The 24,117-nt window shown below is 72.2% G+C and carries 16 protein-coding genes; 10 read left to right on the top strand and 6 right to left on the bottom strand.

The genetic code is table 11. The features are described from left to right. Positions 1-95 precede the first annotated feature (95 nt). Complete coding sequence (locus tag IEJ02_RS40130) at positions 96-839, bottom strand: MerR family transcriptional regulator (protein ID WP_191069296.1); 744 nt, start codon at positions 837-839, stop codon at positions 96-98. A gap of 243 nt (positions 840-1,082) precedes the next feature. Between IEJ02_RS40130 and IEJ02_RS40125 the strand changes: the two genes are divergently transcribed. The 6 genes from IEJ02_RS40125 (at position 1,083) to IEJ02_RS40100 (ending at position 9,189) form a co-directional block, all read left to right on the top strand. Next, entirely contained in the window at positions 1,083-4,853 is a 3,771-nt protein-coding gene (locus tag IEJ02_RS40125; protein ID WP_223865230.1) for a glycoside hydrolase family 2 TIM barrel-domain containing protein, read from the top strand. A 22-nt stretch (positions 4,854-4,875) separates the two neighbouring features. Continuing rightward, entirely contained in the window at positions 4,876-5,745 is an 870-nt protein-coding gene (locus tag IEJ02_RS40120) for an oxygenase MpaB family protein (protein ID WP_191069295.1), read from the top strand. Between the two features lie 79 nt (positions 5,746-5,824). After that, complete coding sequence (locus IEJ02_RS40115) at positions 5,825-6,394, top strand: hypothetical protein (protein WP_191069294.1); 570 nt, start codon at positions 5,825-5,827, stop codon at positions 6,392-6,394. 83 nt (positions 6,395-6,477) lie between these two features. Next, positions 6,478-7,314, top strand: a complete 837-nt coding sequence (locus IEJ02_RS40110; protein WP_191069293.1) for a DUF4097 family beta strand repeat-containing protein — start codon at positions 6,478-6,480, stop codon at positions 7,312-7,314. A gap of 79 nt (positions 7,315-7,393) precedes the next feature. Further along, entirely contained in the window at positions 7,394-8,383 is a 990-nt protein-coding gene (locus IEJ02_RS40105) for an ATP-binding cassette domain-containing protein (protein ID WP_191069292.1), read from the top strand. Then, the gene (locus tag IEJ02_RS40100; protein ID WP_191069291.1) at positions 8,380-9,189 is read left to right on the top strand and encodes an ABC transporter permease; all 810 of its coding nucleotides are present in this window, start codon (positions 8,380-8,382) and stop codon (positions 9,187-9,189) included. Before IEJ02_RS40105 ends, IEJ02_RS40100 begins: the two co-directional genes overlap by 4 nt. 183 nt (positions 9,190-9,372) lie before the next feature. Here the strand turns inward: IEJ02_RS40100 and IEJ02_RS40095 are convergent, their stop codons facing one another. Then, positions 9,373-10,863: a M1 family metallopeptidase gene (locus IEJ02_RS40095; RefSeq protein ID WP_191069290.1), complete on the bottom strand. Its 1,491-nt coding sequence runs from the start codon at positions 10,861-10,863 to the stop codon at positions 9,373-9,375. A 185-nt stretch (positions 10,864-11,048) separates the two neighbouring features. Between IEJ02_RS40095 and IEJ02_RS40090 the strand changes: the two genes are divergently transcribed. From IEJ02_RS40090 to IEJ02_RS40075, 4 genes are all read left to right on the top strand, one after another. Then, a complete protein-coding gene (locus IEJ02_RS40090) occupies positions 11,049-13,094 on the top strand; it encodes a Xaa-Pro dipeptidyl-peptidase (RefSeq protein ID WP_317986041.1) in 2,046 nt (681 codons plus the stop codon). 107 nt (positions 13,095-13,201) lie between these two features. Beyond that, entirely contained in the window at positions 13,202-14,524 is a 1,323-nt protein-coding gene (locus tag IEJ02_RS40085; RefSeq protein WP_191069289.1) for a M14 family metallopeptidase, read from the top strand. A 254-nt stretch (positions 14,525-14,778) separates the two neighbouring features. Next, positions 14,779-16,536, top strand: a complete 1,758-nt coding sequence (locus IEJ02_RS40080; RefSeq protein ID WP_317986040.1) for a BCCT family transporter — start codon at positions 14,779-14,781, stop codon at positions 16,534-16,536. 285 nt (positions 16,537-16,821) lie between these two features. Further along, positions 16,822-17,865, top strand: a complete 1,044-nt coding sequence (locus IEJ02_RS40075) for an oxidoreductase (protein WP_191069287.1) — start codon at positions 16,822-16,824, stop codon at positions 17,863-17,865. Between the two features lie 638 nt (positions 17,866-18,503). Here the strand turns inward: IEJ02_RS40075 and IEJ02_RS40070 are convergent. The 4 genes from IEJ02_RS40070 to IEJ02_RS40055 all read right to left on the bottom strand — a co-directional run bounded on the left by IEJ02_RS40070 (position 18,504) and on the right by IEJ02_RS40055 (position 24,106). Further along, positions 18,504-20,882 (bottom strand): Tex family protein, encoded by a 2,379-nt coding sequence (locus IEJ02_RS40070; protein WP_191069286.1) that lies wholly within the window; start codon positions 20,880-20,882, stop codon positions 18,504-18,506. Positions 20,883-21,023: 141 nt separating this feature from the next. Continuing rightward, the gene (locus tag IEJ02_RS40065) at positions 21,024-21,164 is read right to left on the bottom strand and encodes an LPFR motif small protein (protein ID WP_162001938.1); all 141 of its coding nucleotides are present in this window, start codon (positions 21,162-21,164) and stop codon (positions 21,024-21,026) included. A gap of 900 nt (positions 21,165-22,064) precedes the next feature. Beyond that, positions 22,065-22,928: an SCO6745 family protein gene (locus IEJ02_RS40060; RefSeq protein WP_191069285.1), complete on the bottom strand. Its 864-nt coding sequence runs from the start codon at positions 22,926-22,928 to the stop codon at positions 22,065-22,067. A 419-nt stretch (positions 22,929-23,347) separates the two neighbouring features. Next, a complete protein-coding gene (locus IEJ02_RS40055) occupies positions 23,348-24,106 on the bottom strand; it encodes an enoyl-CoA hydratase/isomerase family protein (protein ID WP_191069284.1) in 759 nt (252 codons plus the stop codon). Between the last annotated feature and the right edge of the window lie 11 nt (positions 24,107-24,117).

The raw sequence follows: 24,117 nt of genomic DNA, 5'->3' as shown, positions 1-24,117 counted from the left end.
GCCCGCTGCGCCGCCCCGGCCCGCCGTGCCGCCCCGGGTCCGCGCCGCCGCCCCGGCCCGCTCGCCGCGTGGCAGGGGCTCCGCCCCCGGCCCGCTCAGTCCGCGTCCTGCCCGTACCAGGCCCGCAGCTCCTGCTTCATCGACCGCTGGAACGCGATCACCAGCGCCTCCACCACCAGTGGCTGCATATGGGCCGACAGCGACTTCTTCGCCTGCATCCGCTCCGGCCCGCTCCCGGACTCGTGATCGCGCTCGGGTCCCCACACCTCGTCCCGGAACAGCCGGCTGAGCTCCCGGGCCGCGGAGCGGGTGTGCTCCAGGACGACCGCGTGGGCCGTGCGTATCGTCTCCAGTTCGATCGGCACCTCCAGCAGCCGCAGCCCCAGATGGAGCACCTTGGGGTCGATTCGGAACCGGGCCGGGTCGTCGGTGGGCTCCAGCGCGCCCAGGGCGGCCAGCCGGTCGATGTCCTCCTCGGTGAGCGCCCGCCCGGCCCGCCGGTCCAGCTGCTCGCGGGTCGCCTCCTCGGGGGCGTCCGGACCCCAGGAGGCGATCAGGGCGCGATGGATCGCCAGATCGTTCTCGCTCAGATCCGGTGGCAATTGGCTCAGATAGCGCTCGATGGCGGACAGGGTCATGCCGTGGCGCTGCAACTGTTCGATCAGCGCCAGCCGGGAGAGGTGCTCGGGGCCGTAGTGGCCGACCCGGCGCGGCCCGATCGCGGGCGGCGGCAGCAGCCCGCGGGTGCTGTAGAAGCGCACGGTGCGCACGGTCACCCCGGCGCGGGCCGCCAGCTCGTCGACGGTGAGGGTGGGTTCCTCGGTGCCGGGGGTGGTCATCGGTCGTGCCTCGCTTCCGCGTCGTCCTGCTCCGCTGTGCTGCTGCCCGATCGGGTTCATCAGTATTGCTGTCGCATCATCGCTGTGAAACCTCCCACCGCCACACGCCGAACACCGAGATCGGTAGGACCTGTTGACGCTCTCTTTACCGATGAATAGCGTGCGACGCCGTTCAGCTGTGTTGGTTTTCTTCCGAATCTGTGAGGTGGGGTCGGATTGAGCTCGGAACGCGGCAGGTATCGAATGCGGCGATTGATCGGAGCGGTGCTGGCCATGACCACCGCCGTCGGCCTCGGTCTCACGGCCGCGGACACGGCCGCCGGGAGGTCGCCGGACGCGGGGAAGTTCCCCGCCGATGTGCACACCTATCTCGAGGACCCGGAGCGCACCGGCGAGGGTCAGGAGCCCCCGCACACCCGGCTGCGGCCGGACGGGCCCGACCGCGCGCGGTGGGAGCGCAGCCTGGACGGATCCTGGCGGTTCGCCCTGGCCGACCGGCCGGAGAACGCCCCGGGCGGCTTCTGGAAGGACGGCTACGACGCCTCGGCGTGGCAGCGCGTCCAGGTCCCGCACACCTGGCAGACCGACGACCTCGACCATCCGGTGTTCCGCAACGTCCAGAGCGAGATGGCACCGGACGACCCGCCCAAGGTGCCCCGTGACACCAACCCGACCGGGGCGTACATCCGGGACATCACGGTGCCCCGGGACTGGGACGGGCGGCGGCAGGTGATCCGCTTCGACGGGGTCACCTCCGGCTGGTTCCTGTGGGTCAACGGCCACTACGTCGGCTACGACCAGGGCGGCTATGTGCCCGCCGAGTTCGATGTGACCGACTATCTGCGTCCCGGCGCCACCAACCGGATCGCCGTCCAGGTGCACCGCTGGAGCGCGGGATCGTATCTGGAGGACTACGACCAGTGGCGCTACGCGGGCATCTTCCGCTCCGTCTCGCTGTACTCCACGCCGACGACCCGCATGGAGGACGCGTACGTCACCACCGATCTCGACGCCTCCTACCGGGATGCCACGCTGCGTACCGAAGTGGACATCGCGCGTACCGGGAGCGACAAGAGCGGACCCCACCAGGTCACCGGTGTGCTCTACGACCCCAAGGGGCGTGAGGTACGGCGGCTGACGGCCGCGGAGAAGGCCGGGAAGGCGGAGCTCACCGGGCAGATCGCCAACCCCGCCAAGTGGTCCGACGAGACGCCGAACCTCTATGCGCTGGTGCTCACCCTGCGCGATCCGGAGGGCAAGGTGATCCAGACCGTGCGCCAGAGCGTCGGTTTCCGCGAGATCGAGGTCAAGGACAAGCAGCTCACGCTCAACGGCAAGCGGATCCTGATCCGTGGCGTCAACCGCGCCGAGACCGACCCGGCCACCGGACGCCATGCCACCCGCGCCCGGATGGAGCAGGACATCCGGCTGATGAAGCGGCTGAACGTCAACGCGATCCGCACCTCGCACTACCCCTCGGACCCGTACCTCTATGAGCTCGCCGACCGCGAGGGCATCCTGATCGACGACGAGATGGAGGTCGAGACCCACAGCCACGAGAACTGCCCGGACGACTGCCTGGCCGAGCGCCCCGAATGGCAGAAGGCGTTCCTCGAGCGCCACCAGGGCATGGTGGAGCGCGACAAGAACCACCCCAGCGTGATCATGTGGGACACCGGGAACGAGGCCGGGCTGGGCAAGGCGCACTACGCGATGGCGGAGTGGACCCGGGCGAACGAGCCCACCCGCCCGCTCTACCACCAGTCCAACCGCCCCGACGGCGACGCTCCCTTCGCGGACATCGCCGGACCCCGCTATCCCACCCCGGCCTCCCTCGAAGCCAAGGCCAAGACCTTCACCAAGCCCATCGTGATGGGCGAGTACGCCCACGCCATGGGCAACAGCCTGGGCAACTTCCGCGAGTTCTGGGAGGTGATGCGCGCCTACCCCAACGCCCAGGGCGGCTTCATCTGGGACTGGGCCGAGCAGAACATCCGCCGTCCGCTGATCACCACCCCCGACTCCTCCGGCCATGACATCGCCGCCTCCCTGTCCGGCAAGCCCAAGGTGGTGGACGGATATGGCGGCAAGGGCAAGGCGCTGTACCTGTCCGGTCTTGACGACTTCGTCGAGACCTACCGCGATCCGAAGCTCGACCTCACCGGCACCGCCGTCACCCTCGACGCCCGCGTCAAACCGGCCGAGCCCTGGACCGGGGACTTCACCATCGTCAGCAAGGGCGATCAGTACGTCCTGCGGATGAAGGACGAGAAGACCCTCGAATTCACCATCACCAGCGGCGGCAAGCCCCGTACCGTCACCGCCCCCGTGCCCGACGGCTGGACCGGCGCCTGGCACCGGGTCACCGGCACCTACGACGGCACCGCGCTGCGCCTCTATGCCGACGGTAAGGAGCTCGCCAAGACCGAGTGGAGCGGGCACATCGACTACACCGGCTTCGACCTCGGCGTCGGCCGGAACAACGACACCATGGAGGACGGCTGGACCGGCCGGACCGCCAAGGGCACCATCGACCAGGTCCGGGTCTATGACACGGCACTCGGCGCGGAGCGGCTCGCCGCCGGCCAGGACCCCGAGCGCGACGCCCTGATCGCCCTGAACTTCGACGACTTCACCCGTAAGGGCAGCTATCTCTCCTACGGCCTCTATGAATCCGGTGTGGACGGCCTGGTCACCGCCGACCGCGACCCGGAGCCGGAGACCGCCCAGCTGGCCTGGGCGCAGGCCCCCATCCGCATCACCGACCCGGGCGGCGAGGGCGCCCGCACCGGCAAGGTGAAGGTCACCAATGAGCGCGCCTTCACCGGCACCGACGACCTCCGGCTGCGCTGGACGGTGACCGAGGGCGCGCGGACCGTCGCGAGCGGCACCCGCGCCCTGGACGTCGGGCCCGGCGAGAGCGCCGTGGTCCAGCTCCCGGCCCCGCCCGCCAACCCCGGCGGCTATGAGCGCCATCTGACCGTACGGGCCGTCACCGCGCACTCCACCGACTGGGCCAAGGCCGGACACGTGGTCTCCTTCGGCCAGTTCGCGGTCGGCGGTGACAAGGTGCCCGAGCCCGCCCCCGCCCCGGCCGCCGAGAAGCCCGCAAAGGCCGTCGAGAGCGGCGAGGCGGTGCGGGTCAGCGGCGAGGGCTTCCACTACACCTTCGGCAAGAAGGAGGGCACGCTCACCTCGATGCGCGTGGCGGGCCGCGAACTGCTCCGCTCCGGCCCCGAACTGGACGCCTGGCGCGCCCCGATCAGCAATGAGCGCTCCGACTGGGGCACCGCCGAGGGCAAGCGCTGGCGCTCCCTGGGTCTCGACCGGCTGCGCACCACCGTCGACGGTGTCGAGGTGACCCCCGGCGACGACGGCACGGTCACCGTCACCGTCCGCTCCACGGCCGCCGCGCCCGATGTGACCGGCGCGTCCTTCGGGCAGACCGTGGCCTACCGGGTCGACGGCGCGGGCCAGGTCCGGATCCGGCACCAGGTCGAGGCGCGCGGCGACTTCCGCACCCTGTCCTATCTGCCCAGGATCGGCCTCAAGCTGAAGGTCCCCGAGCGGTACGGCACCTTCCGCTGGTACGGGCGCGGACCGGTGGAAAACCTCAACGACCGTAAGGACGGCACCCCCATGGGCGTCTGGTCCTCCTCGGTCGAGGACCAGTACGTGGAGTATCTGAAGCCCCAGGACCACGGCAACCACGACGATGTGCGCTGGGCGTCCCTCACCGACCGCGGCGGCGCCGGACTGCTGGTCTCCGGCGACCTGGAGGCGGGCGCCAGCGCGTACGACGAACTCGACCGCGCCGCCTACCCGCACTTCCTGAAGCGCAACGACGGCTGGAACACCCTGCACGCCGACCACGCGGTCACCGGCGTGGGCGACACCCCCAACCCGGTGCGCGACCAGTACCGGGTGAAGGCCGACGGCGCCTACGACTACACGCTCACCCTGCGCCCGCTCGACGGCGGTGCGAGCGCGCACACTGGAACAGGAGAGAAGTAACCGCACCACCACCGATGGACCCATGAGCGCGCAGAGCCCCCGCCACACCGCCGAAGGCCACGATCCGCCCCCTGTGGGCGGCATCCTGTGGGCCGTGGCGGGGGAGCTGCGCAGTGTGCTCGCCCTGCCGGCCGCGATGACCATGCAGGTGGCGCATCCGGCCGTCGGGGCGGGCGTGGACCAGCACTCCGTCTTCCGCACCGACCCCTGGGGACGCGGGGAGCGCTCGCTGCGCTCGGTGCAGCAGTGGGTGTACGGCGGCGCGGAGGCCGAGGCGGAGGGCCGCCGACTGCGCAGGCTTCACGCGGCCATACAGGGCGTGGACGCGCACGGCCGCCCCTACCGGGCGCTGGACCCGCCCGTCTACGCGTGGGTGCACGCCACCGGCTATCCGGTCTATCTGCGCGCCCAGCGCTATCTGGGCACCCGCCCCTTCACCGCGGCCGAAGAGCGGCAGCTGTACGGGGAATGGCTGCGGATCGGGCGGGTGCTGGGCATCGACGAGCGCGAGATGCCGGGATCCGTCGAGGAGTTCTGGCCCTACTACCGCGCGATGGTGCGGGAACGGCTGGAGCCGACCGTCGTCGCCCGTGAACTGGCCGCGCCCGACGCGGCCGTGCCCCCGCCGGGCGCGCTGCCGCTCCGTCTGCTGTGGCCGCTGCTGCGCCCGCTGTTCACCCGTTTCCGCGCCTTCCTCACCGTCGGGCTGATGCCGCCGGAGGCGCGGGAGGCGATCGGGCTGGAGTGGACGCGGGGGCAGGAGCGGCGGCTGCGGTGGTTCGGGAGGGCCGTGCGGGTGGTGGTCCCGCTGCTGCCCGAGCGGCTGCGCTATCTCTCCATCGCCCGCGAGGCCCGGCGCCACGCTCGTGACCAGGGGGTGTGCCACCCATAGGGCCATGGTGGCGCCATCGATGGCGCACGTGATGCCATGAAGCCTCGACGTGGTGCCAAAGATGTGCCATGATGGCGCCATGGACCTCACCCGGTACGTCGACAATCTCCGCCATGAGCTCGCGGTGGCCGCGGACGCGGGCGGCGACGAAGCCCGCGCCCTGGCCGAGCGGCTCACCACACCTCTGGAGTCGGCCGTCCGGCTCACCCTGCTCAACGCCCTGTCCGCCGCCATGGACGAGGTGACCCGCGAGCTCGCGCCCGGCTCGGTCGATGTGCGGCTGCGCGGGCTCGACCCCGAGTTCGTGGTGACACCCCCGCCGCTCGCGGTGGCGTACGAGGAGGCCGAGGAGCCGGAGGAGCTGCCGGGTGGCGCCGCCCGGGCGCCGATACCGCCGGTCCCCGCCGAGGCCGACGAGGGCGGCACGGCGCGTGCCGACGAGGGCGGCACGGCGCGCATCAACCTCCGCCTCCCCACCCATCTCAAGACCCGGGTCGAGGAGGCCGCCGGAGCCGAGGGTCTCTCGGTCAACGCCTGGCTGGTCCGTGCCGTCGCCGCCGCGCTCGAGCCCGCCGAGCGGGCCCGCCCGGCCGCGGCCGGTCGTGGCCGCCCCAAGGGCCGGCAGAGCTACAAGGGCTGGGTCCGCTGACTCCGCAGCAGTAGCGCACCACATTCCATCTCACCCGCGCGACCAGCGGGAACGCGCACCACCGCCATGAGGACGGGACAGCCATGCCTGCTTTCGACACACCCGAACCGCTCTCCGTGACCCTGGAATTCGACATGGGCGCCGCCCGGATCACCGCCGGAAAGCGCCTGGACACGGTCGTCGAGGTCCGGCCGCACGACGCCGCCGAGGAGGCCGACATCCGGGCCGCCGAGCAGACCAAGGTCAGCTGTTCGGGCGGCACCCTGCTGGTCAAGGGGCCCAAGAAGCGCGGCCTGTTCGGCAAGCCCGGCTCGATCGAGGTGGCCATCGAGCTCCCGGCGGGCTCGGACCTCCAGGCCACCTCCCCGCTGGCGGACTTCCTCTGCGAGGGCCGTCTCGGGGACTGCCGGCTCAAGACCTCGCTCGGCGACATCCAGGTCGACGAGGCGGCGACCGCCCATCTGCGGACCTCGCACGGCGATGTCCGCCTGGCCCGCGCCACGGGAGAGGCCGATGTCGTCGGCTCCGGCCGGGTCGAGATAGGCACGGTCGCGGGCGCGGCCACGGTCAAGAACGGCAACGGGGACACCGTCGTCGGCGAGGTCGTCGGCGAGCTGCGGGCCACCTCCTCCAACGGGCTCATCTCCGTCGGCGTCGCCCATGCGGGAGTGGACGCCAAGTCGGCCAATGGCAGCATCCGGATCGACGAGGCGGTGCGCGGGCAGATCGTGCTCCAGGCCGCCACGGGCGATGTCGAGGTCGGCGTCCGCGAGTCCACCGCCGCCTGGCTCGACGTCCACACCCGGTTCGGCAGCGTGCACACCTCCCTCGGACCGGCCGAGAGTCCCGAGGCCTCCGAGGAGACGGTCGAGATCCGCGCCCGCACCGCGTTCGGCGACATCGTGATCCGCCGCGCCTGACACCCGCGCACCTCGATGACTCACAGCCCATAACCACCCGCAACAACCCATGACAACCCTTGGAAGAGACAGGACCGCCATGACCGCGCGTTCCACCGCCACCCTTCCGGCGGCGATCACGGCCACCGGACTGACCAAGTCCTACGGTGACAAGCCGGTGCTCAAGGGCATCGACCTGAGCATCCCCGAGGGCACGATCTTCGCCATGCTCGGGCCCAACGGCGCGGGCAAGACCACCACCGTGCAGATCCTCTCCACGCTGATATCCGCCGACTCCGGCCAGGCCCGGGTCGCGGGCCACGATCTGGTCCGCGACGCCGATGCCGTGCGCGCCGCGATCGGCGTCACCGGCCAGTTCTCGGCCGTGGACAATCTGCTGACCGCCGAGGAGAACCTGCTCCTCATGGCGGATCTCCACCATCTGGACCGCCGCGAGGGACGGCGGCGCGCCGCCGAACTGCTGCGCCGCTTCGACCTGACCGAGGCCGCCCGCAAGCCCGTCGTCACCTTCTCGGGCGGTATGCGCCGCAAGCTCGACCTGGCGATGACCCTGGTCGGCGATCCGCGCATCATCTTCCTCGACGAGCCCACCACCGGGCTCGATCCGCGCAGCCGCCGCATCATGTGGGAGATCATCCGCGGACTGGTCGCCGACGAGGGCGTCACCATCTTCCTGACCACGCAGTATCTGGAGGAGGCCGATCAACTCGCCGACCGGATCGCCGTCCTGGACCATGGCACGCTGGTCGCCGAGGGCACCGCGGAGGAGCTGAAGCGCCGGATCCCCGGTGGCCACATCCGCCTCCGGTTCGCCGATGCGGCCGGACTCGACGCGGCCACCGGCCTGTTCGGCGTCGCCGCACCCGACCGCGAAGCGCTCACGCTTCAGGTCCCCAGCGACGGCGGCATCCCCACCCTGCGGGCCGTCCTCGCCGTCCTGGACGACGCGTCGATCGAGCCCGAGGGGCTGACCGTGCACACCCCCGATCTCGACGACGTCTTCCTCACCCTCACCGGCCACTCCGGCTCCGGCGAGCGCGTCGGCACCGCGAAGGAGAGCATCCGATGACCGCCCTGTCCTATGCCGCCCGCGACTCGCTGACGATGCTGCGCCGCAATCTGAAGCACGCACAGCGCTATCCCTCCATGACGGCCTCGGTCGTGGCGATGCCCGTGCTGATGCTGCTGCTGTTCAACTATGCCTTCGGCGGGGCCCTCGGCGCCGGGATCGGCGGGATGTCCGGTGGTGGCACCGGCGGCGGGGGGAGCGATCGATATATCGACTATGTCGCGCCCGGCATCATCCTGATGGCCGCGACCTCCGGGGCCCTGGTCACCGCGGTGGGCATCTGCGTCGATATGACCGAGGGCATCGTCAACCGCTTCCGCACCATGGCGATCTCCCGGGCGTCCTTCCTCACCGGGCATGTCGTGGGCAGCGTGATCCAGACGCTGATCAGCATCGCCTTCGTCATCGGCGTCGCGCTGCTCATCGGCTTCCGGCCGGATGCCACCCCCGTCGAATGGCTCGCGGTCGCCGGTCTGCTCGCCCTGGTCACGCTGGCGCTCACCTGGGTCGCGGCGGCGATCGGCCTGATGGCCAAGACCCTCGAGTCCGCGAGCAACATACCCCTGCCCCTGCAGTTCCTCCCCTTCATGGGCAGCGCCATCGTTCCCACGGAGTCCATGCCCGACGGGCTGCGCTGGTTCGCCGAGTACCAGCCCTTCACCCCCGTCATCGAGACGCTGCGGGGTCTGCTGATGGGCACGGAGATCGGCAACAGCGCCCTCATCGCCCTCGCCTGGTGCACCGCCCTGGCGGTCGGCGGCTACCTCTGGGCGCGTACGGCCTACCAGCACTCCGCCAAGCGCTAAGCGCTCCGCGGGAAGTGCCGCGAAATGCCGTCGTGCGTCTGCGGCCGCATCGTGGCTGGTCGCGCAGTTCCCCGCGCCCCTTCGGGGCGCTGCCCGAACCGTAGCGGACTTCCTCCGACCTGCTCAGACCGGAGGCGCCAGGCCCCGGCCGGGGTGGGGGGACCCGGCCGGGGCCCGGGTGGCTCAGCGTCCGTGGGCGTTGTGCGTGTCCTGGATCCGCTGCCACGACTTCGGCCGCACCGGCGCCTTGGCCGGGCTCGGCTCCGCCGCCCGTGCCTGCGCCGCGGCCGGCTTCGACGGGGTGAACAGCCAGGTGTCGAAGAGCGAGGCCAGCGGCTTGCCCGACACCTTCTCCGCATAGGTCACGAAGTCCTTGACGGAGGCGTTCCCGTACCGGTGCTCCGCCGTCCAGCCCTTCAGGATCGCGAAGAAGTCCTTGTCGCCGATGTGGTTCCGCAGCGCCTGGAGGGCCAGCGCGCCCCGGTCGTACACCGCGTCATGGAACTGGTTCTCCGGCCCCGGGTCGCCCGGCTCGACCTTCCAGAAGGGGTCGTCGGCCGGGTAATAGGCGTAGGTGTAGTCCGCCAGCTCCTGCGCGGTGCCCTCGCCCTCCTTCTCCGACCACAGCCACTGTGCGTAGCTGGCGAAGCCCTCGTTGATCCAGATGTCGCGCCAGTCCTTCAGCGAGACGCTGTCGCCGAACCACTGATGGGCCAGCTCATGCACGACCAGCGAGGTGTTCGCGCCCTTGGCGAACCCCTTCGGGCTGTAGAACGGCCGGGTCTGGGTCTCCAGCGCGTAGCCCGTGGGCACATTGGGCACATAGCCGCCCAGCGCGTCGAAGGGGTACGGGCCGAAGACCGTGGACTCCCAGTCCACGATCTCCGCCGACCGCTCCACGCTCGCCCGCGCCGCCCCCGCGTTGTCCCCGAGGTCCTTGCTGTAGGCGTTGATCACCGGCAGACCGTTGGCGGTGGTGTCCGTCGTGATGTCGAACTTGCCCACCGCCAGCGTGGCCAGATACGTGGCCTGCGGCTTGCTGGAGCGCCAGACGTAGCGGGTCCAGCCCAGCTTCGAACTGGTCGACTGGAGGGTGCCGTTGCTGATCGCCTGCGTTCCGTCCGGCACGGTCACCGACACGTCGTAGGTGGCCTTGTCCAGCGGATGGTCATTGCTCGGGAACCACCACCACGCCGACTCCGGCTCATTGGCCGCGATCCCGCCGTCCGGGGTGCGCAGCCAGGAGGTGAAGCCGTTCGCCACCACCTTCGAGGGCGTACCGCTGTAGCGCACGACCACGGTGAAGGGGCGGCCGGAGGTCAGCGGCGCGGCCGGGGTGATCTCCAGCTCATGGTCGCCGGTCGCCTTGAAGGCGGCCTTCTTCCCGCCCACCAGCACCTCGCTCACATCGAGCGCGAAGTCCAGGTTGAACCGGGACAGATCCTGCCGGGCGTCGGCCACGATCGTCGCCGTGCCCTCCAGCCGGTCCGTCTTCGGCTGGTACCTCAGCCGCAGGTCGTAGTGGGAGACGTCGTACCCGCCGTTGCCGTACGAGGGGTAGTAGGAGTCCCCGATGCCGGGGGCGCCCGGCGTGGCATCGGCCGCCGATGCCGGGATCGCCAGCAGCAGGCAGGCCGCGGCCGCGCCCGGTACGAGGAGTCTGTGGTGACGCACGAGTCCTCCAACTCGTAGGGGAGAACGATCACTCGTGACCCTATGTACTCCTCACACGCACCTCACGTCCATCACGCCGTCCGACATCCAATCGACATCCGGACGCAACGCGTATCGACTCGGACCCGCCCACGACACGTATCGCCCTCTTCTGTACAGGAGTTGACTCGCGCTACCGTCCGCCCGTGCTGCTACCGACGCGGACATCCCGCATCCCCTGGACCACACTCGTGCTGTCGGCGGTCACCGCGCTGGTCGCCGCCGCCGTATCGCTACTGCCGCCGCTCGGCGCACCGGCCGCCCACGCCGCTTCCGCCGCTTCCGCCGCCTCCGCCGCCTCCGCCGTGCAGAGCAGATCGGACAGTGAAGCGGACGGCCCATCAGAAAGCAGACCTGTCTACTCCTACGAGAACGCCATCCGCGAATCCGTATGGGTGGACACCACGATCGACGGCGACGGGGACGGACGGACCGACCGGGTCGCCGTCGACATCGTGCGACCGCGCGAACCGGCCGCTCAGGGCCGCCGCATCCCCGTCATCATGGACGCCAGCCCGTACTACTCCTGCTGCGGGCGCGGCAACGAGAGCCAGACCAAGACCTATGACGCGGCCGGGAACCCGGTCCGATTCCCGCTCTTCTACGACAACTACTTCGTCCCGCGCGGCTACGCCACCGTCCTGGTCGACCTCGCCGGAACCAACCGCTCCGACGGCTGTGTGGACATCGGCGGCCGCTCCGACATCCTCTCCGCCAAGGCCGTGGTCGACTGGCTGAACGGCCGCGCGACCGCGTACCGCACCCGCACCGGCGGGCAGACGGTCAAGGCGAACTGGACCAACGGCGCCACCGGCATGATCGGCAAGAGCTACGACGGCACCATCGCCAACGGGGTCGCCGCCACCGGCGTCAAGGGGCTCAAGACCATCGTGCCCATCGGCGCCATCTCCTCCTGGTACGACTACTACTTCGCCAAGGGCGCCGCGCTCTTCGACTCCGGCCCCGACGGGCTCTCGGACGCCGTCGAGAGCGACGACGCCCACGCCCGCTGCGCCGCCATACAGAAACGTCTCGTCGAGGGCGCCCCGCGCAACGGCGACTGGACCGGCCTGTGGACCGCCCGCGATTACGTCCCGGACGTGGACAAGGTGCGGGCCAGCGTCTTCGCCGTCCACGGGGCGCAGGACCTCAACGTCCGCACCAAGCACCTCGGCCAGTGGTGGAACGCCCTCGCCGACGCGGGCGTCGAGCGCAAGATCTGGCTCTCCCAGGCCGGGCATGTCGACCCGTTCGACTTCCGGCGCGGGGAGTGGGTGCGCACCCTGCACCGCTGGTTCGACCACTACCTCCTCGGTATCGACAACGGCGTCGAGCGCGAGCCGATGGCCGATGTCGAGCGCGCCCCCGACCAGTGGTCCACCGACCGCGTCTGGCCCCCCTCCGGCACCCGGCAGACCACCTTGCGCCCGCGCGGCGGCGCCACGGCGGGCGTGGGCGTCCTCGGCACCGAGCGGGCCGAGCCCGGCGCGACCGAGACCTTCACCGACGACCCCGCCCTGAGCGAGGCCGACTGGTCCTCGGCGATCGACACCTCGACGCCCGGCAAGGCGGGCTTCACCACCGGTCCGCTCACGAAGGACCTGCGGCTGTCCGGCTCCGGCACGGTCACCGTCACCGCCACGCCCTCCACCACCAGCGCCCATCTCTCCGCGGTCCTGGTCGACCTCGGCCCGGCCACCATCCGCGACTACACGGCGGCCGGCGAGGGGATCACCACCCTCGACCGGCGCACCTGCTGGGGCAGCGGCACGGAGGGCGACAGCGCCTGTTTCAAGGAGACCGCCGCCGACAAGGAGGACGTGGACTACACGGTCTTCAGCCGGGGCTGGGCCGACCTCGGTCACTTCGCGGAGGACGGCAAGGGCCGCCCGCTGACCGCGGGCAAGGCGTACACCATCACCCTCGACCTCGCGGCGACCGACCATGTCGTCCCGGCCGGCCACCGCCTCGGCCTGATCATCGCCGGTACGGACGCGGGCCTCGTCGAACCGCCGTCCACCACCCCGCGGCTGACCCTGGACCTGCCCCGCACCTCGGCCCGTCTGCCGCTGGTCGGCGGCGCCCCGAAGGCCGCGGCCGCGCCCTCGCGCGCGGCGGCCACACCGCCCCTGAAGGGCGTACGGGCCCCGCACCACCGGACCCCGCTCCCGTCCCTGTCCGCCCGCGACTGACCCGCGCCGGTGGGTCCCCGCCGCCGCGCGGGGGCCCACCGGCGGCGGGCCCGGCAGGACGCCATCACCGATATCGCACCCCATCCCCTCACCCCAGGAGGTCCTTCGTGTTCTCGCGGTCACCCCTCATCCGCAGCGCCACCTGCGGCGCGATCGGTGCGCTGCTGACCGGGTCGTTCCTCAGCGCGCCCGCGCGGGCCGAACAGCGCCCGCCGCGTACCGGGTTCGAGGTCAGCCATGGCGCACGGTGGACCACCCAGGCCGAGGAGGCGGACTTCCTCACGGCCGTCGACAAGGCCGCTCCGCGCGTCGCCGTCGACCGCATCGGCGCCACCGCGCAGGGGCGGCCGCTGCGGCTGGTGCGGATCGGCGCACCGGCCGCGCCCGCCGATCCGGCCCGGGCGGCGCGCGGCAACGTCCTGCTGCTGATCTGCTCCCAGCACGGCGACGAGCCCTCCGGCCGCGAGGCGTGTCTGACCACCATCCGCGACCTCGCCTACGCCAAGGACGGCCGGACCCGGCGCTTCCTGGAGCACACCCAGGTGCTCGTCGTCCCGACCGCCAACCCTGACGGCCGCGCCGCCGACACCCGCGGCAACTCCGACGGCGTGGACATCAACCGCGACCACATCGCGCTCTCCACCGCCGAGTCCCGCGCGATGGCGGGCGTCATCCGCGACTGGCGCCCGGACACCGTCTACGACCTGCACGAATACGGTGCCACCGAGCCGTACTACGTGAAGGATCTGCTGGCGCTGTGGCCGCGCAACCTCAACACCGAAGCCCCGGTGCACCGCGAGGCGCGTACCCTGTCGGACGCCTATGTGCGCCCGAGCGTCGAGGCCGCGGGCCACACCACCGGCGTCTACGGCATCTGGACCGACCCCGAGACCGGCGAACCGGTCAAGCAGGTGGCGGGCGACGGCCAGGAGCGGATCCTGCGCAACACCGCGGGCGTCAAGGCCGCCGTCGGGCTGCTGGCCGAGACCCGGGTCGATCCGCTCACCGACGCCGAGAAGGCCGACCCCGCCCTCAACAACCGCCGCCGGGTGGGCTCCCACCTGGCGGCCCTGAACGGCACCTTCGACTTCATCACCCAGCGGCGCGCCCGGATCGAGGCGGCCACGACGGCGGCGCGGCTGGCCGGGTACGCCGACCGGGGCCCGGTCTACCTCGGCGGCGCCGACAACGAACCGCCGGAGGAGGGCACGGTCCTCCAGGACCCGCCGTGCGGCTACTGGCTGGACGCCGAGAGTTACGGCGAGGTGCGGGACGAGCTGGCCCTGCACGGGGTGACCGTGCGCCGCGTCAAGGGCGACGGAAGCGCCTTCGTACCGCTGCGCCAGTCGGCCCGCGCGCTGGTGCCGCTGCTGCTGGACGGCCGCGCCGCCTACCACCTCACCGAGGGGAAGCCGGTGGACGCGTGCTGAGAGCCGCAGCCGGTGGACGCGTGCCGACCCGTCGCCCCGACGGTGCCGACCTGTGGCCCCGACGGTGCCGACCCGTCGCCCCGACGGTGCTGATCTGACGCCCTGACGGCACACGAAAACACCGGCCCCACGGCCGGTGGCATGCATCTCCGGGTACTGGGTAGCCGGAAGTCCGTCAGATAAACCCCCAGTGAAAGGTCTCTTGCGTGCCGCAGACAGGTACAACCACGGGGGACGTCGGCGGCGATCCTCCGGTGACCGTGGATCTTCCCGGCTCCGACCCCGCCGGGCCCCATCGGACCCCCCGGACGGACCGCGTGGTCTTCGGCGTCTCCGCCGCGCTCACGCTGGCCTTCGTCGTCTGGGGGTCCGTGGCCACCGACACCCTGGAGAGCGTCTCGAACAGCATGCTCTCCGGGCTGATCCACAACGGTGGATGGGCCTTCGTCCTGGCCGCGTCGGGATTCGTGATATTCGCCCTCTGGCTGGCCATGAGCCGCTACGGCAAGATCACCCTCGGAAAGGAGGGCGAGGAACCCGAGTTCCGCACCGTCTCATGGGTCGCGATGATGTTCAGCGCGGGCATGGGCATCGGTTTGATGTTCTACGGCGTGAGCGAGCCGCTGTCGCACTTCATGACCCCGCCGCCCGGGACCGATCCCGGCACCGCGGCCGAGAAGATGCAGACCGCGATGTCCACCACGCTCTTCCACTGGACGCTGCACCCCTGGGCCATCTACGCGGTCGTCGGCCTGGCCATCGCGTACAGCACCTTCCGCCGCGGCCGCCGGCAGACCATCAGCGCGGTCTTCACGCCCCTCATCGGCTCCAAGAACGCCAACGGCTGGGGCGGCCGGGTCATCGACATCCTGGCCATCTTCGCCACGCTCTTCGGCTCCGCCGCCTCGCTCGGCCTCGGCGCGCTGCAGATCGGCAGCGGTGTGGAGGTGCTGGGCTGGAAGAGCGACGTGGGCACCGGGCTGCTGGTCGCCGTCATCGCGATCCTGACGGTGGCCTTCATCGCGTCCGCCGTCTCGGGTGTCGCCAAGGGCATCCAGTGGCTGTCCAACATCAATATGGTGCTGGCGCTCTTCCTCGCGGTCTTCGTCTTCGTGGCGGGCCCGACCATCATCATCCTCGATCTGCTGCCGACCTCGATCGGCTCCTACATCGGCGATCTGCCGCAGCTGGTGGGCCGCACCGAGGCCACCGGCGGCAAGTCGGTCGCGGACTGGCTGAGCAGCTGGACGGTCTTCTACTGGGCCTGGTGGATCTCCTGGACGCCGTTCGTGGGCATGTTCATCGCCCGGATCAGCCGCGGCCGCACCATCCGGCAGTTCGTGGGCGGCGTGATCCTGGTCCCGAGCACCGTGAGCCTGATCTGGTTCGCCATCTTCGGCGGTTCGTCGATGAAGCTGCAGGCCGCGGGGCGGCTGGGGAAGGAATCCACCCCCGAGGGGCAGCTGTTCGGAGTGCTGGAGCAGTACCCGATCGCCGGGGTGATGAGCGTGCTGGTGATGATCCTCGTCGGCATCTTCTTCGTCTCCGGCGCCGACGCGGCGTCCATCGTGATGGGCACGCTCTCGCAGAAGGGCGCCTTCGAGCCGACCCGCTTCGTGGTCGTCTTCTGGGGCGTGGTCACGGGAGCGGTGGCGGCCGTCATGCTGCTGATCGGCGGCGGTGGGGGCGACGCCCTCACCGGGTTGCAGAACCTGACGATCCTGGTGGCGGCCCCCTTCACGCTGGTGATGGTGGGGCTGTGCTGGGCACTGCTGAAGGATCTGCGCCGCGATCCGCTGATCGTCCGGGGCGAGAAGGGCGAGGAGGCCGTCGAGATGGCGGTCATCGCCGGTCATGAGAAGTACGCGGGCGAGTTCGAGATCCGCATCGGCCCGGCGACCCCGCCCGACGCCGACTCCCCGTCCGGGAACTCCCGCTCCGACACCCCGGCCGAGAACGAGGACGGCGCGGCCGGGCCGGGCGATCGCGCCCCGGTGGCCGACGCCCGCTAAGCGCTCGGCTGGAAGTGCTGCGATGCGTCGTCGGCCGTCTGCGGCGCCGTCGTGGCCGGTCGCGCCCGCGCGGCGGAGCCGCACATCGACACAGCCCCGCGCCCCTTCGGGGCGCTGCCGAACCGTAGCGGACTTCGCCCGACGCGCTTAGCGTCCTCGGCCGCCGCTTTCGGACGGGCCGTGTCCTGCCGGACGCGGCCGTGTCGTGCCGCCCGGACCCACCGGTCCGGGCGGCGCACCGCCGGTTACCCCCTGATACCGCCCCGAACCGGGAATACTTGGGGCATGACCTCCGAGTACGTGACCTTCGGACTGGCCCCGGCGATGCGCGCGGGCGGTGTGCTGGCCGACGGCACGTACCAAACCCACCGCGACTTCCTGGACTTCGTGGTGGACGGCAGACCCCTGCTGGCGCGCCTCGCCGACCTCGACGCGGTCTCACCGCTCGCCGCCGACATCGGGCCCTCCGCCCTCGCCGAGCAGGTGCGGGGGCTGCTGCTGGAGACGGAGGCGCCGCCGGCCGGGAGCCGGTTCGTCCTCTACGGCTGCCCGGAGTGCGAGGGGCTGGAGTGCGAGGCCGTCACCGCCGTCATCGAGCGGGACGGTCCCGACGTCATCTGGCGTGACTTCGTCCGGCAGACCGGCGGGGCACCGGACGTCGAGCGCGACGGCTTCCCCGGCCTCGGCCCCTTCCGCTTCCACGGCGAGCAGTACCGGACCGCGCTGAAGGGGCTGCTGACCGCCGACGGCGCGCTCGCGCCCGAGATCCCGGCCGGCCCGAGGGCGCTGCTGATCGGGCCGCGCGCCGCCGTCCTCGCCAAGCTGGCCGCCGCGCTGCGCCGCATCCGCATCGGCGCCGAGATCACCCTGGACGCGGCGGGCGCCCACGCGGATGAGCTGTGCAAATACGGTGCGGTGGTCTTCGGCCCGACGGTGGGTCAGGGCGAGCGTGACGCGGTCCGGGACGCCTTCGCGGCGGCGCGCTCCGACGCGGTGTGCGTCACCGCGCTCGCCCCGATCGTCCCCCTGCTCGTCGCCCAGGTCGAGCAGGCCCTGGACCGTACCCCCCACGACCGCCGCCGCCTCCTCGGCCTGACGACGGCGGCGGGCGGCGCCGAGGCGGTGGTCGAGGTCGCGGCCACCTGCCGGGTGGCGCTTGTGGCCCATCGCCTGGACCGGCTGTCCCGGCCCCGTACGCGCGACCTCTTCGACGCCGTCCTGGACCCGGGCACCCACCACATTCCCCTGGACCCCCGCGCCGTCCGCGGCCGCTCCTACCTGGTGGCCCGCACGAACGACGCGGTCCGGGTCACACCCGTGGAACGGTAGGCGTGGGCCTCGGCCCCACCCGTTCCCGCCGGGCGCACCGGGACCCGGCCGGACGTCCTCCGCGACGGGCAGGGCCGCCGAGACGGTGGAGAACCGCCCATCCCGGTGTCTGCCGGGGGCGCGCGTCCCGGCGCCCGTTCTTGCGCCCCGGGGCCGGCCCGCACCCGCCCCTGCCCGGCCGACCGCGCGGGTGCCTCGGCCCCTGACCCGGTGTGCGCCCGTGCCCGTACGAGCGCGATCGCGCTCGTGGACGAACGGGGTCTCACCGCGCGCCCCGCCCCGCGGCCGGGGGCCCGGGCGACCGGCCCGGGGCGGGCGGCCCGGATCAGGGCGGCCCGGATCAGGGCGGCGGCGGGGACATCCGCTGTGTGCGGCCGCCGAGGGGAGAGGACAGCGCGCCCGCCGCACCGGGCCCGCCCGGTCCCGCCTCCATGGCGAGACCGGGCAGGGGCGGACGGGCGGAACCTGTGCCCAACCGCCCGGCGGGCTCAGCGCTCCGCTGGAAGTGCCGCGAGGCGTCGTCGGCCGTCTGCGGCGCCGTCGTGGCGGGTCGCGCCCGCGCGGCGGAGCCGCACCTCGACACAGCCCCGCGCCCCTTCGGGGCGCTGCCGAACCAGAGCGGACTTCCTCCGACCCGCTTAGCGCTTCTTCGGGTCCAGGAGGCCCGCCCTCCGCAGGGCGTCGGCCATCGCGCCGTTCACCGGAGCCGCGTCGCGGCCGCCGCCGCGCTGGCCGCGGCTGCCGCCCTGGCGCTGCTGGGGGGCGCCGCGACGGCCCCCGCCGCGCTGGCCGCGGCCGTCGTCGGAGCGGTTGCGGTCGCGGCCGCCGCCGGACGGGGCGCCCGCCTCGTCGTCGAGCCGGAGCGTCAGCGAGATCCGCTTGCGCGGGATGTCGACGTCCAGGACCTTCACCCGCACGATGTCACCGGGCTTGACCACGTCCCGCGGGTCCTTGACGAACGTCTTGGACATCGCGGAGACGTGCACCAGACCGTCCTGGTGCACACCGACGTCCACGAACGCGCCGAACGCCGCCACATTCGTGACGACGCCCTCCAGGATCATCCCGGCCGACAGGTCGCCGATCTTCTCGACGCCCTCCTTGAAGGTCGCGGTCTTGAAGGCGGGACGCGGGTCGCGGCCCGGCTTCTCCAGCTCCTTGAGGATGTCGGTGACGGTCGGCAGACCGAAGGCGTCGTCCACGAACTCGTCCGGCCGCAGGCCGCGCAGCACCGAGGTGTTGCCGATGAGGGTGGTCACATCGCCGCCCGCCGTCGCGGCCATCCGCCGCACCACCGGATACGCCTCGGGGTGCACGCTCGACCCGTCCAGCGGGTCGTCGCCGCCACGGATGCGCAGGAAGCCCGCGCACTGCTCATAGGCCTTGGGGCCGAGCCGGGCCACGTCCTTGAGCGCCTTACGGTTGCGGAACGGGCCGTTGGCGTCGCGGTGGGAGACGATGTTCTCCGCGAGGCCGGTGCCGATGCCCGAGACCCGGCTGAGCAGCGGGGCGGAGGCCGTGTTGACGTCCACCCCGACACCGTTCACACAGTCCTCGACGACCGCGTCGAGCGAGCGGGAGAGCTTCACCTCGGACAGGTCGTGCTGGTACTGACCGACGCCGATCGACTTCGGATCGATCTTGACCAGCTCGGCCAGCGGGTCCTGGAGCCGGCGCGCGATGGAGACGGCGCCGCGCAGCGAGACATCGAGGTCCGGCAGCTCCTGCGAGGCGAAGGCGGAGGCCGAGTACACGGAGGCGCCCGCCTCCGACACCATCACCTTGGTGAGCTTCAGCTCGGGGTGCTTGCCGCACAGCTCGCCCGCCAGCTTGTCGGTCTCGCGGGACGCCGTGCCGTTGCCGATCGCGATGAGCTCCACCTTGTGCTCACGCGCCAGCCGGGCCAGCTTGTCCAGGGCCTCGTCCCACTGGTTGCGGGGGACGTGCGGATAGATCGTGTCCGTGGCCGCCACCTTGCCGGTCGCGTCGACCACGGCCACCTTGACGCCCGTACGGAAGCCGGGGTCGAGGCCCATCGTGGCGCGCGTCCCGGCCGGGGCGGCGAGCAGCAGATCGCGGAGGTTGGCGGCGAAGACCCGGACGGCCTCGTCCTCGGCGGCCTGCCGCAGCCGCAGCCGCAGATCGATGCCGAGGTGGACCAGGACGCGGGTGCGCCAGGCCCAGCGCACCGTGTCGGCCAGCCACTTGTCGGCGGGGCGGCCGCGGTCCGCGATGCCGAAGCGCTGGGCGATGGAGCGCTCGTAGGAGGTGGGGCCGGTCTCCTCGGAGGGCTCCTCCGGCTCCAGGGTGAGGTCGAGGACCTCCTCCTTCTCGCCGCGGAACATCGCCAGCACCCGGTGCGAGGGCAGCTCGGTGAACGGCTCGGCGAAGTCGAAGTAGTCGGCGAACTTGGCGCCCGCCTCCTCCTTGCCCTCGCGCACCTTAGTGGCCACCCGGCCGCGCTCCCACATGCGCTCACGCAACTCGCCGATGAGGTCCGCGTCCTCGCTGAACCGCTCGGTGAGGATGGCCCGGGCGCCCTCCAGCGCGGCGGCGGCGTCCGCGACGCCCTTCTCGGCGTCCACGAAGGCCGCCGCGGCGGCCGTGGGCTCCACGGTCGGATCGCCCAGCAGCCCCTCGGCGAGCGGCTCGAGCCCGGCCTCGCGGGCGATCTGCGCCTTCGTGCGCCGCTTGGGCTTGTAGGGGAGGTAGATGTCCTCCAGCCGGGCCTTGGAGTCCGCGGCGAGGATCTGCGCCTCCAGGGCCTCGTCCAGCTTGCCCTGGGAGCGGATCGAGTCGAGGATCGCGGTGCGCCGCTCCTCCAGCTCCCGCAAATAGCGCAGCCGCTCCTCCAGGGAGCGCAGCTGCGCGTCGTCGAGCATCTCCGTCGCTTCCTTGCGGTAGCGCGCGATGAACGGCACGGTGGAGCCGCCGTCGAGCAGCTCGACGGCGGCCTTGACCTGCCGTTCCCGTACGCCGAGTTCCTCGGCGATCCTGCCTTCGATGGACGTCGTCACGATCACGCTCCGCTTTCGGTCTGCACTGCTCCTGCATTGTGGCAGGTGGCACTGACGAAGCGGTCGCGGCCGACGCTTTCGGCGGGCCGGGAGGCCCGGGTACGGGGCCGGGCGGACACCGGTATCAGCCGGAAACGGTCATCACACCCGCCTGCGGCGCGGTCCGCTCGCCGCGTCGGCGGCACCGCCGAAGAGGCGGGCCACGGCGCGGAAGGGAAGCGTCACCACGGTCGCGATGGCGGCACCGATGGCACGGAGCACATCGGCGATGGCGCGGAACACGGGATACCTCCTGTCGGTCGGTGGCGGCTCGGCGGCGGCCGCCGGGCACCGTTCGCTACGCGGCGCACGGGCTGTTGCCGGCGTACGCGGCGCGCGGTGTGGGCGCCCGGTTGTCAGACGGCCGATCGCGCACGAAGGGCGGGTATCCCGATGTGCCCCTGCCAAACGCGACCTCGGCGGGGCCGCGGACCCGGGACCCACGCCGGCGTCCGCCGACCCCGACTGGGCCCCGTGCCGGGCCGCCGGCGGGTTCTCGCGTCGGGCCCTCGCGGGCCCGCCGGCGCCGGGCCTACAGCGCCTGGGTGTGCCGTCCGGAGGACCGTGACGCCTGCGGCGGCCTGCTCCCCACCCCGCCCCTTCCCGAAACCGGGGCTGCGCCCCAGGTCTCGCATCGGGGCTGCGCCCCAGGTCTCGCATCGGGGCTGCGCCCCAGGCCTCGCATCGGGGCTGCGCCCCAGGCCTCGCATCGGGGCTGCGCCCCAGGCCTCGCATCGGGGCTGCGCCCCAGGCCTCGCATCGGGGCTGCGCCCCAGGCCTCGCATCGGGGCTGCGCCCCAGGCCTCGCATCGGGGCTGCGCCCCAGGCCTCGCATCGGGGCTGCGCCCCAGGCCTCGCATCGGGGCTGCGCCCCAGGTCCCGCATCGGGGCTGCGCCCCAGGTCCCGCATCGGGGTTGCGCTCCAGGTCCCGCATCGGGGTTGCGCTCCAGGTCCCGCATCGGGGTTGCGCTCCAGGTCCCGCATCGGGGCTGCGCCCCAGGCCCCGTACCGGGGGCTTCGCCCGTTCCCGCGGCATCGATACGCGGCTTCGCCGCGCGGCTCCGAGCGCGCGTCGGGTGCGGGTCCTGGGTCGAGCCTCCCAGGAGGCTCGACCCAGGACGGGTGGCCCAGGGGGCCGCCCGTCAGTTCTTGCCGCGGAGGTCGGCCGGGAAGGCGCCGTTTTCGCGGGCGGTGGTGGAGAAGGCGGTGGCCAGCTCGGTGAGCCGGGACACGCCCTCGGCGCCCAAGTGCTCGTACGGTGCCGCGTCCAGGCGGTCGGTCTCGGCCTCCAGGTCCTGGCGCAGCCGCTCACCGGCCTCCGTCAGCTCGTTGTCGGCGGTGAGCAGGCCGCGGTCGCGCAGCCGCTGACGGCCCGCCTCCCACTCCTCGACGCTGTAGCCGCGCGTCCGCAGGATCCACTTGGTGGACATGCCCTGACCGGTCGCGGTGTGCGAGGCCAGCGCCTCGACCGCGTCCAGCCCGGCGCCGACCAGGGTCATCAGGTGGCCGTCGCCGCGGTGTTCGCGCAGGAGCGTGGCGGCGTGCCACAGCGCCAGGTGCGGGGCGTCCGGGACGGGCAGATCGGCGTGGGCGGCGTACAGCGGGCGCGCCAGGCGCGAGCACGCCTCCGTGGCGCGCAGGGCCAGCTCCGCGGCCTCGGCCATCTCCTTGGAGGCGATGACCTCCTCGCCCAGCACCCGCCGCAGCACCGAGTCGGCGGCCCGCAGCCGGGCCTCCAGGGCGACCTCGGGGGAGACCACGTCCCACGCGGCCGGAATGTGGCGGGCGACCAGGTCGTAGCTGAAGTTGAAGAAGGTCGCGGTGACGGTGCCCGCGCCCACCCGCCCCAGGGGCGCCGCGCGGCCGACGAAGTACGCGGCCGCGCCATCCTTCAGCCCCAGCTCGGCGAGTTCCTCGCCGAAGTCCGGGGAGAAGTAGATGCTGGAGTGGAGGGGGTTGATGACGCTGTAGCAGCGACGGGCGGCAAGCTCGGGAAGTGTGGTCATGGGCCGCACGCTACCGACAGGTAGTCACACCCGGTAGCCCGGGTCTCACCAGTCCTCATCGGCCCCGCCGGATCCGGCCACACTCCGGCCGTCGTGATGTCCTTACGGGTCCCGTCGGTTCGTCCGGTCCGGTCACCCCCGGCCGTCGTGATGTCCTTACGGGTCCCGTCGGTTCGTCCGGTCCGGTCACCCCCGGCCGTCGTGATGTCCTTACGGGTCCCGTCGGTTCGTCCGGTCCGGTCACCCCCGGCCGTCGTGATGTCCTTACGGGTCCCGTCGGTTCGTCCGGTCCGGTCACCCCCGGCCGTCGTGATGTCCTTACGGGTCCCGTTGGCCCCGCCGGATCCGGCCGCACCCCGGCGCCGTGACGCCCTTACGGATCCCATGGACCCGCCCGATCCGGCCGCGTCCCGTCGCCGTCATTCGGCCGGTGGGGTCCAGCGGAACTGCGGTGGGCGGCGTTCGAAGAAGGCCGCGATGCCCTCGGCGGCCTCCTTGCTCTCGCCCGCCTGCTCCTGCCAGTACGCGACCCGGTCCGGCTCGACGGGCCCGGCCGCGAACTCCTTGGCCGCGGCCTGGGTGAGCTGCGACCGGGAGACCAGCACCCGCGTGAATTCCGCCACCCGCTTGTCGAGTCCGCCCGCCGGCAGCACCTCGTCCAGCAGACCGGTGCGCAGCGCCCGCTCGGTATCGATCAACTCGCCCGAGAACAGCAGGAACTTGGCGGTGGCCGGTCCCACCAGCTCGACCAGCCGGCGGGTCGAGCTGGGGGCGTAGACGATCCCCAGCTTGGCCGGGGTGATCCCGAACTGGGCGCCCTCCTCGGCGAACCGCAGATCGCAGGCGGCCGCGAGCTGGCAGCCGCCGCCCACGCAATAGCCGCGCACCGCGGCCAGGGTCGGCTTGGGGAAGGCGGCCAGCGCCTCCTCGGCGGGCAGCGCGATCCCGGCGGTCTCCTCGTACGTGGCGCTCAGCGAGCCGATGTCGGCGCCCGCGCAGAAGGTGTCGCCGTCGCCGGTGAGCACCAGCGCGCGTACGGCGGGATCGGTGGCGAGCCGGGCCAGCAGCGGGGGCAGCGCCCGCCACATCCCGGGGGTCATCGCGTTGCGCTTGGCGGGGTGGCGGATGACGACGGTCGCTATGCCGTCGGCGACCTCGTGCTCCAGAGAGGGCTCCATGCGGCGGATCG

This window comes from Streptomyces sp. 5-10, from assembly GCF_014712245.1.
Taxonomy (GTDB): Bacteria; Actinomycetota; Actinomycetes; order Streptomycetales; family Streptomycetaceae; genus Streptomyces; species Streptomyces violaceusniger.
This window is presented reverse-complemented; position numbering and strand designations above follow the sequence as displayed.